Source organism: Planktothrix sp. (assembly GCF_046067725.1).
Lineage (GTDB): Bacteria > Cyanobacteriota > Cyanobacteriia > Cyanobacteriales > Microcoleaceae > Planktothrix.
Map to the genome: position 1 here is coordinate 1 of NZ_JBJUDF010000275.1, position 8044 is coordinate 8044.

Consider the following 8044-nt stretch of genomic DNA (forward strand, 5'->3'; position numbering starts at 1 on the left):
ACAGAAGAATGCTTTTTGGCGCAAGCACCAACGAGTCTTACATCCTCTCCACAAGCTTGAATTTCCGTATGCCCTACGGTATTTGTTGACAAGATTTTTACCCCTTCTTCTCGGATGTTTTTTGCTGCATTTTCATCTCTAAGTCGAGAAATAGGATAGGAATTGACCACAAAAACAGTCTAAAAATGTTTAAACTGATAACTGATAACTGGTAACTGATTAAGGCATTTGCCAAATTTTAATTGTCTTATCTTCACTGCCACTGACCACAATTTCACCATTAGAACTCACATCTAAAGCATTAATGGGTTTAGAATGACCCCATAATGTTGCTAGTTTTTTCCCTGTTTTCACATCCCAAACAATGACATGATTACCCGCACTAACAAGGGTTTGACCATTCTTAGTTAGGGCTAAAGATTTAACGGGATGATGATTAAGATTCCAAACCGCTTTTTGTTCCCCTGTATTCGGGTTCCATAAGCGAATCGTACCATCATCACTAGCACTGATTAAAGTTTTACCATCGGGACTATAAACAATAGCATTCACGGCTCCTTCGTGACCCGATATGCTACGTTTGCGAGTACCCGTTTGCAAGTTCCAGAATCGAATCAAGCGGTCTTTTCCGCCACTGGCCAAGGTTTGACCGTCAGGACTAAACGCCAGACTATAAACGGCACCTTCATGACCTGCAATATTTAATTGTCGAGAACCCGTTTGTGAATCCCAAAGACGAATGGTTTGATCATCACTCCCACTGGCTAAAATTTTACCATTAGGACTAAAGGCGATCACATTAATCCCCCCCGTGTGTCCTTCAATGGTTCGGATTCGATTTCCATCTTTCAAGTTCCAAAGGCGAATGGTTTTATCATTGCTACCACTGGCTAAAACTTTACCATCAGGGCTAATGGCTAACGCTTTAACCCAACTCGAATGAGCCGCAATCGTACGAGGTTCAGCATCTGTTTTTAAATCCCAAATTTTAATCGCTCCAAAACTTCCTACTGCGAGGTTCTGATTATTCGGACTGATCACGACGGCATACACCTCACCCACGGCTCGTTTATAGCCCTCTAAAAAAATGCTGCTCGGTAAACTTTTTAAAATTAAAATGGGATTAGCTGGAATAAATCCATAGCGAACATAGCCATCAATTTGAGTATAAATTCCCCCCATTACTAATAAAGAAGTGCCGAAAATGGATAAATATTTAATCGAAATTTTAGGAAGTTTAATCTGAGGAGCAGAGAAATTCAGTCCAGCATTCTTGACAGCATTTGTCCCTTCTTCTTGAGAACGTTTACGTTTAGAATCCGAGGTATCCTTCGAGTCACTCGGACTATTTTGATTATTCGCTGGAGGACTTAGATCAATGTCTCTTAAACATTGCAGAATCATCTGGGGATATTGGGGACGATTACCCGGAAACGTTGCCATTAAATAATCAATCAGTCCGGCTAATTCATCGGAAATATTCGGGGCTCCTTTGCGCCATAATAATTTTCCACTTCGAGGATTTTCAGGATAAGCGGTGGGGGGTTTTCCGGTTAATAAATAAACAAACGTTCGTCCGAGAGCAAAAAAATCCGATTGAGGAACCGCTTTGCCATTCATTTGTTCGGGAGGCGTATAACCTGGGGAAACAATACCCGTTACATTTTGTCCTTGTTCGACTTTGGCTAAATAGGTTCCTGAAACTTCTCGTGCGGTTCCAAAATCAATTAAAACTAACTGTCCATTGGGTTTCCGCATAATATTTTGAGGCTTAATATCCCGATGGAAGTATTGCAAACGATGAACTTGATCTAAAATTTCCACCAGTTGTTTTAACCATTCAAAAGCCTGTTCTTGACTGATGGGTTCTTTTTTCCGTTCCTTCATCCAATCTTGTAAATTTAAACCCTCAATTTTTTCCATCGCCAAACAATGGAGGGTTTCATCACTTCCTTTAGGCGTATAGGTAAAGTATCCATCCGGATCAACTTTAGGAATTCCAGGGTGATTGAGATTACTTAAAACCTTAGCTTCTTGTTTAAACAAAGAAACCGCTTTAGGATGGTTTTTTAATAAAACTTTTAAAACCTTCAATTTTCCTTGATCATCAATCTCAAAGGTTTTGCCAAAACCACCACCACCAAGTTGTTTAATGACACGATAGCGACCTTCCAGCAAAAGATCAGAGCCACATTGACAACAAGTGGAGCGATTCTCGTTTGCTGAATCAGTTGGATTTGGGCACTTAGGATTAAGGCAATAACTCACAGAAGCGAGAACCCAGATCTAGGTTGCAGAGTTAGGAATCAGGAGTCAGGAACCAGAAGTCAGAACGGTATGGGGTCTGGGGTGACTGGGTATGGGGTTAGGGTATTGGGGTTTTAGAGATATTCTCCTTGACAATAGCCAATATTACCTGATGCCCTGATCTCTGGATGCCCGCATCTTCCCTACTCCAAGTCATCCTTTAACCCTATTGTTCTTCAATATTCTGTTTCCTGTCTTCTATCTTTAATTCAACTATAACAGGGAAAGGAAGTATTGAGTCAGCCATTCCCTCAACAGGTTGCGATTGATTGTCCCATCAACCAATTCCGATACTTTTTTGCTAACATTTGCTAACAAACATATAAGTTAAGATGTTCTCTCAACCAAGGCGTATCAACCAATGCACGAAGGAAGATCCTCTGCCCCAAGTTGATAGCCCGGTAGGAGATTGAACTTAAAACGAACTGAACCAGAATAATCCACCACTGACCAGTAGTATGAGAATTAAGGCTATCCACAGAAATTGATTATCTTGGGTCTTGGCCCCCTCAACGTTGTTTAGAAACTGGGCATTAGAAGAGGACTGGGCCGCAACGGGTTTAGACGTGACGGAATACTGGGAAACACGCGCCTTTTCCTTCTCCTCCAGATGATTCAAATCAGGAATTTTTACAAATCCTTCTGGATCAATATAGAGTTTAGGTGCTTCTAAAACTTCGAGTAACCGACGCGCCTGCTGACGAGTTCCCACGGTGGGATGACGAACCAACTGTTTACACAAAGCGATCGCATCCTGTCGTTGACCAGAAGCTTCATAGGCGGTGACTAACCAGATTTGGATCTCTCCACCCAGACGAGAATTCGATTCCACAGCTTGACGAGCCTGCTCTAAATATTGAACAGACTCTCGATAACGTCCCTGCTCAAAGGCAAGTTGACCTGCTTGGTATTGACTTTGAATGATGTCTAAGGGTTCTTCAGCCACAATATTCTCGTCTTAAAACTCATCATAAGTATTCCGAGGTACACCTTCTTCATCCCGCTTAGAACCCAACAGTTGCAATTCATACACTCGAATTACCGGTTTAGAACGATGGACTCCAGTGTTGCGATCTTGCCAATACTCAAATTTTAACACCCCCTTAATACCGATCAAACTTCCTTTACGGACATAGTTCGCTGCTACTTCTGCTGTTTTATCCCAAATTTCCAAGTTAAACCAATCCGGTTCATCCGTTTTTCGAGTCCGGCGATCAACTGCTAAGGTTAAATTACAGACAACGCTACCTGACTATTAGAGTCGATAGGGATGTCGCCATTCCTACCTCTCGTTCAGAACCGCACATGAAACTTTCACTTCATACGGCTCCTCAGTGACTTGGCTGGTTAGAGTACCTCTTTATTCGCGTGTCTGATGTCGTGACAGTGCGTGTGTAGTAATTCAAGATTATTGATTTTGTTGTTTGCTCGACAATAGTCAATATGATGGATTTCAAGCAAGTCAATACTAATGAATCTCAGATTACAGTGGTTACATTTTCCTTCTTGTTTTTTTAAGAAGTTTGGATGCCATATTTCTTAGCATTGGATGTTGACTTAATCTTTGTCCCCAATATATCCAATCTCCGTGAAAAGGACTTTTTGTGTCTTTTACTTTGATAGGGCGACAAATTTTCATGTTCTGGTGTTTTTCCAGTACATATTTGTTGTCAGGGGTGATAAATATCCAGCCTAATCCTCTGTTGACTCCCCAGTATTTTGAGACGGTTTCAGTTTGATTCTGTCCTCGTCCACTTCTACCCCTCGCCCATCCTCTGAGTTTGGAGAAGATTATGCTGTCGATTTTGTTGAAGGTATTGGCACTAGCTACCGTTGAGTAGTAAGCAGCCCATCCTCGTATTACCGGGTTTAGGGCGTTTATAACTTGCTCTTGGCTTGAGTGACGATTCCTTCTTAGTAAATCGTCAATCTTATCCAAATGTTTTTGGATCGCTTCTTTACTGGGTTTGATGAGCGTTTTATGTCCTCTCTTCATTTCGGTTCCACCAACTGACCCACTTTGTTTGTCACTAACTGGGTATTGCCGAATATTGAAACCTAGAAAGTCAAATCCCACTGTACCTTCGTATTTTTCAAAAGTGTGAGTGATTCTGGTTTTGCTTTCTTTGAGAGTTAGCCCCATTTCTTTTAACCATTCTTTGATTACTGATTTTGCTTCGAGGATTACATCCAAATCTTCATCCATGATTACAAAATCATCGGCATATCTAACAAAGCTTATATCCCGCTTTTGTTGGGTTTTACCGACTCTTCGTTTGAATTTACCTTCTAAGGCTTTTTCCATCCCGTGTAGAGCTATATTTGCCAATAATGGCGATATAACACCTCCTTGGGAAGTTCCAGCAGGGGTTGGAAATAATTGCTCGCCTTCCATTACACCTGCTTTTAGCCATGCTTTAATTTGCCGTCTAAAGGTGGGTGAGGTATTCAACTTTTCGAGTAGTTTCTCATGGTTAATTTGGTCAAAACATTTTTCAATATCGGCATCAAGAACATATTTCGGTTTTTGAACGATGCCATTGTATATTGCCGATATTGCGTCATGTGCTGACCGTCCCGGTCTGAATCCGTATGAGTTAGGCTCAAATTTAGCTTCCCATTCGGGTTCAATGGCCAGTTTCATTAGGGCTTGTTTCGCTCTATCTGTCATCGTGGGTATTCCCAGAGGTCTTTTTTCCTCTTGACCCGGTTTTGGAATCCATACCCTTTTGGTGGGGTCGGATTTGTCATTGAAGTGTAACTCTTGGGCTAACCTGATTTTCTGAGGATTACGAAGACGTTTTATCCCATCAGTGCCGGGAGTGTTTTTTCCCTTATGATCTTGGGTCACTTTCCTGACAGCCAAAACTTTGGCGTACCACGAATTAGTCAACAGCCTTTGTAACTTCCGAACTGCCTTAACATCACCACGTTCAGAGGCTTGATAGATTCTCTTTTGAAGCTTGAAAACGGATCTCTGGACTTTTGCCCAGTTTATTGTTTCCCATTCATACATCGGTTTAATAGCCGTGTCCATGACGTTTTTACCTTGACTCGATTTTCTATCTCCAAATCACCGTGATTCCGTCAGCATATCCTTTAGCTTTCCTAAAGGCGTTGGCTTCTGAATCAATCTCGCTTCTTGGCATCATGCGGCTTGACTGCCTACTCAGGTATTCGACCTCCTGAGAGATGACCGAGAAGTTATCCCGTTCCTAATTCCTGCTTTGCGATGAGGTTAGAGTTCTGCTATCCACCGGGTTTCTTTGGGAATGCTCTAGGTCAAACTTCGAGTTGCCTAGCCCTTATCCTTGCCTTTTGGCCCAGCCAATAACCTATGTAGGCTGTTGTCAATGACGATGGTTCAATCGCAGATTCAGTTTTCCTTACTCATACTCACCTCACTAGAAGGGATTCCCTGTTAGGTTCAGAGTTACCTCCGTTACGCCCCGCTTCACCAGTTTGATGGTCATTCTCCCCAGTGGGGGCATTGCTTCATCTTGCATTTAGATGGCGGGAATTGATTTCTAAAGATTTTGTTAAGTTTTATGTTTTCGTAACATTTCTTAAGAATCTCACCCACTCAGAAATTAAGTTGTCAAGGTTTTGCAGTTATTTTACAAATCCTTGCAAGCGTCACGTCATCAAGGGTTGATGGCTTTTACGCTTAACGGTTCGCACCAAAATATTTGACTTCTGGATCTCTGCCAGCCCGACCAACCAAGGTAACAATATTCAGACTCATTCTTTGAATTAATAATAAATTGACAAACGATTACAAATGATATAGGCGTAGTGAACTACCCTGATGGTATTGTATTCGATTTCAGGGTTAACAGTGAACAGGGGGTTGTTGTCGAGACATCAATCCTGATCCGGTCTGGAAACCACCGAACTATGGCTATAGTCAGCGTCAGGGGGGTGAGTGCCGATCTGGGCTGAAATCAAGGTCACTAGACGCAAACACAAAAACGTAATAGAATTCACATCGGTTGCTTGCTCTATGTCAAACTTCTATCAAACATTGTTAAAAAAATTTGGATTGTGGGGGCGTAAACAACAGTGGGTCTTTTGAGTCGTTTTTCCTTATCGCGGGACATGGGTATTGACCTCGGTACCGCTAATACGCTGGTGTATGTATCGGGTAAAGGGATTGTACTACAAGAACCCTCTGTAGTTGCCATTGACAAACAGGAAAAGATACCCTTAGCCGTTGGCGAAGAAGCCAAAAAAATGTTAGGTCGCACTCCAGAAAATGTAATTGCGTTGCGACCCTTACGGGATGGGGTGATTGCGGATTTTGATGTCGCTGAACAAATGCTCAAACATTTCATTCGGCGAGTCCATGATGGTAAAACTTTAATTGCGCCTCGAATTGTGATTGGAATTCCTAGTGGAGTCACCGGAGTTGAACGACGGGCCGTGATTGAAGCCGCATCTCAAGCGGGTGCTAGAGATGTTCGTTTAATTGATGAACCTGTCGCCGCCGCCATTGGTGCGGGTTTACCCGTAGCAGAACCAACGGGAAATATGATTGTTGATATTGGAGGGGGAACTACAGAAGTTGCTGTCTTGAGTTTACAGGGAACGGTCTTGAGTGAGTCGGTGCGGGTGGCAGGAGACGAACTGAACGAGGCTATCATCCAGTATATGAAAAAAGTTCATAACTTGGTGATTGGGGAACAAACGGCGGAAAATATTAAAATTAGGATGGGTTCTGCTTATCCCGTCTATTCTGAAGAAGATACTATTATGGAAGTTCGGGGAATTCATTTATTATCGGGTTTACCCCGAACGGTGTCAATTAAAGCACCAGAGGTGCGCGAAAGTATGTCAGAACCGTTATCAATTATTATTGATGCCATCAAACGCACTTTGGAACGAACTCCCCCAGAACTCGCGGCTGATATTATTGATCGCGGAATTATGTTGGCTGGGGGAGGCGCTTTACTGAAGGGAATTGATAGTTTAATCAGTCATGAAACCGGAATTATTACTCATATTGCAGCCGATCCTTTATCTTGTGTGGTGTTAGGAACAGGTCGGGTCTTAGAAATTAAACAATTGGAACGGGTGTTTACTGGAGGTTCACGAAATCTCTAGGTGATCTTCTGGGGGGAAATCGGGGATGGTCATACTTCCATCCTCAAATTTTTTTAGGGATTTAATGATCATGGGTATGGAAACACGGAGTTGGTGGAATCGCAGTCGCAATCAATTTATTTTACTAGGTTTGGCTGTTTTAGCGGCGACTTTAGTGCGACAAACTCAAGGGGCAGCTTTATATGAAATGTATTATTGGTTAACTCGTCCCTTTCATTTAGCAACAGCAACGGTTACGGAACAAGAGAAACTGGTTCGACAAGTTGCTCCTCGAATTAATCAGTTAGAAGCTCAAATTCAAGAGTTACAAAACCAAAATCAAAAGTTACAAGGGTTGTTAAATTATGTCAATTCTAAAAAGCAAGAAAAAGGGATTATTGCTCCAGTAATTGGTCGCAGTGCTGATATTTGGTGGAAACAAATTATTATCGGTCGTGGAAGTCAACAGGGAATTCGGAATCACGATTTAGTGGTGGCTCCAGGGGGATTAGCTGGACGAGTGATGAGTGTTACACCCAATACAAGTACAGTGATACTTTTAACTGATCCCATGAGTCGAATTGGGGTAACGATTAGTCGCAGTCGCAATATGGGATTTCTCAAGGGAAATGCTAGTGATCAAGGATTAATGGAG

Annotated in this window: 6 protein-coding genes and 1 pseudogene; 2 read left to right on the forward strand and 5 right to left on the reverse strand. The window is 42.2% G+C overall.

Annotated features, from left to right (window positions below; genetic code table 11):
* Positions 1-219 precede the first annotated feature (219 nt).
* The 5 genes and pseudogenes from ACKPEB_RS17185 to ltrA all read right to left on the reverse strand — a co-directional run bounded on the left by ACKPEB_RS17185 (position 220) and on the right by ltrA (position 5344).
* Positions 220-2178 (reverse strand): protein kinase domain-containing protein, encoded by a 1959-nt coding sequence (locus ACKPEB_RS17185; protein WP_408966184.1) that lies wholly within the window; start codon positions 2176-2178, stop codon positions 220-222.
* Between the two features lie 544 nt (positions 2179-2722).
* Complete coding sequence (locus tag ACKPEB_RS17190; RefSeq protein ID WP_408966185.1) at positions 2723-3253, reverse strand: hypothetical protein; 531 nt, start codon at positions 3251-3253, stop codon at positions 2723-2725.
* 12 nt (positions 3254-3265) lie between these two features.
* Positions 3266-3559 (reverse strand): annotated as a pseudogene (gene ssb / locus ACKPEB_RS17195) (single-stranded DNA-binding protein); the annotation flags it as partial.
* 95 nt (positions 3560-3654) lie between these two features.
* Positions 3655-3768, reverse strand: coding sequence for a hypothetical protein (locus ACKPEB_RS17200; protein WP_408966186.1), 114 nt, complete (start codon positions 3766-3768; stop codon positions 3655-3657).
* 31 nt (positions 3769-3799) lie between these two features.
* Positions 3800-5344 (reverse strand): group II intron reverse transcriptase/maturase, encoded by a 1545-nt coding sequence (gene ltrA, locus ACKPEB_RS17205; RefSeq protein ID WP_408966187.1) that lies wholly within the window; start codon positions 5342-5344, stop codon positions 3800-3802.
* 1061 nt (positions 5345-6405) lie between these two features.
* Between ltrA and ACKPEB_RS17210 the strand changes: the two genes are divergently transcribed.
* Entirely contained in the window at positions 6406-7410 is a 1005-nt protein-coding gene (locus ACKPEB_RS17210; protein ID WP_408966189.1) for a rod shape-determining protein, read from the forward strand.
* 70 nt (positions 7411-7480) lie between these two features.
* A partial coding sequence (gene mreC, locus ACKPEB_RS17215) for a rod shape-determining protein MreC (RefSeq protein WP_408966188.1) occupies positions 7481-8044 on the forward strand: 564 nt, incomplete at its 3' end.

Coding starts and splice junctions, on each gene's coding strand:
- ACKPEB_RS17210 (WP_408966189.1), top strand. CDS start 6,406: ATGGGTATTGACCTCGGTACCGCTAATACGCTGGTGTATGTATCGGGT.
- ltrA (WP_408966187.1), bottom strand. CDS start 5,344: ATGGACACGGCTATTAAACCGATGTATGAATGGGAAACAATAAACTGG.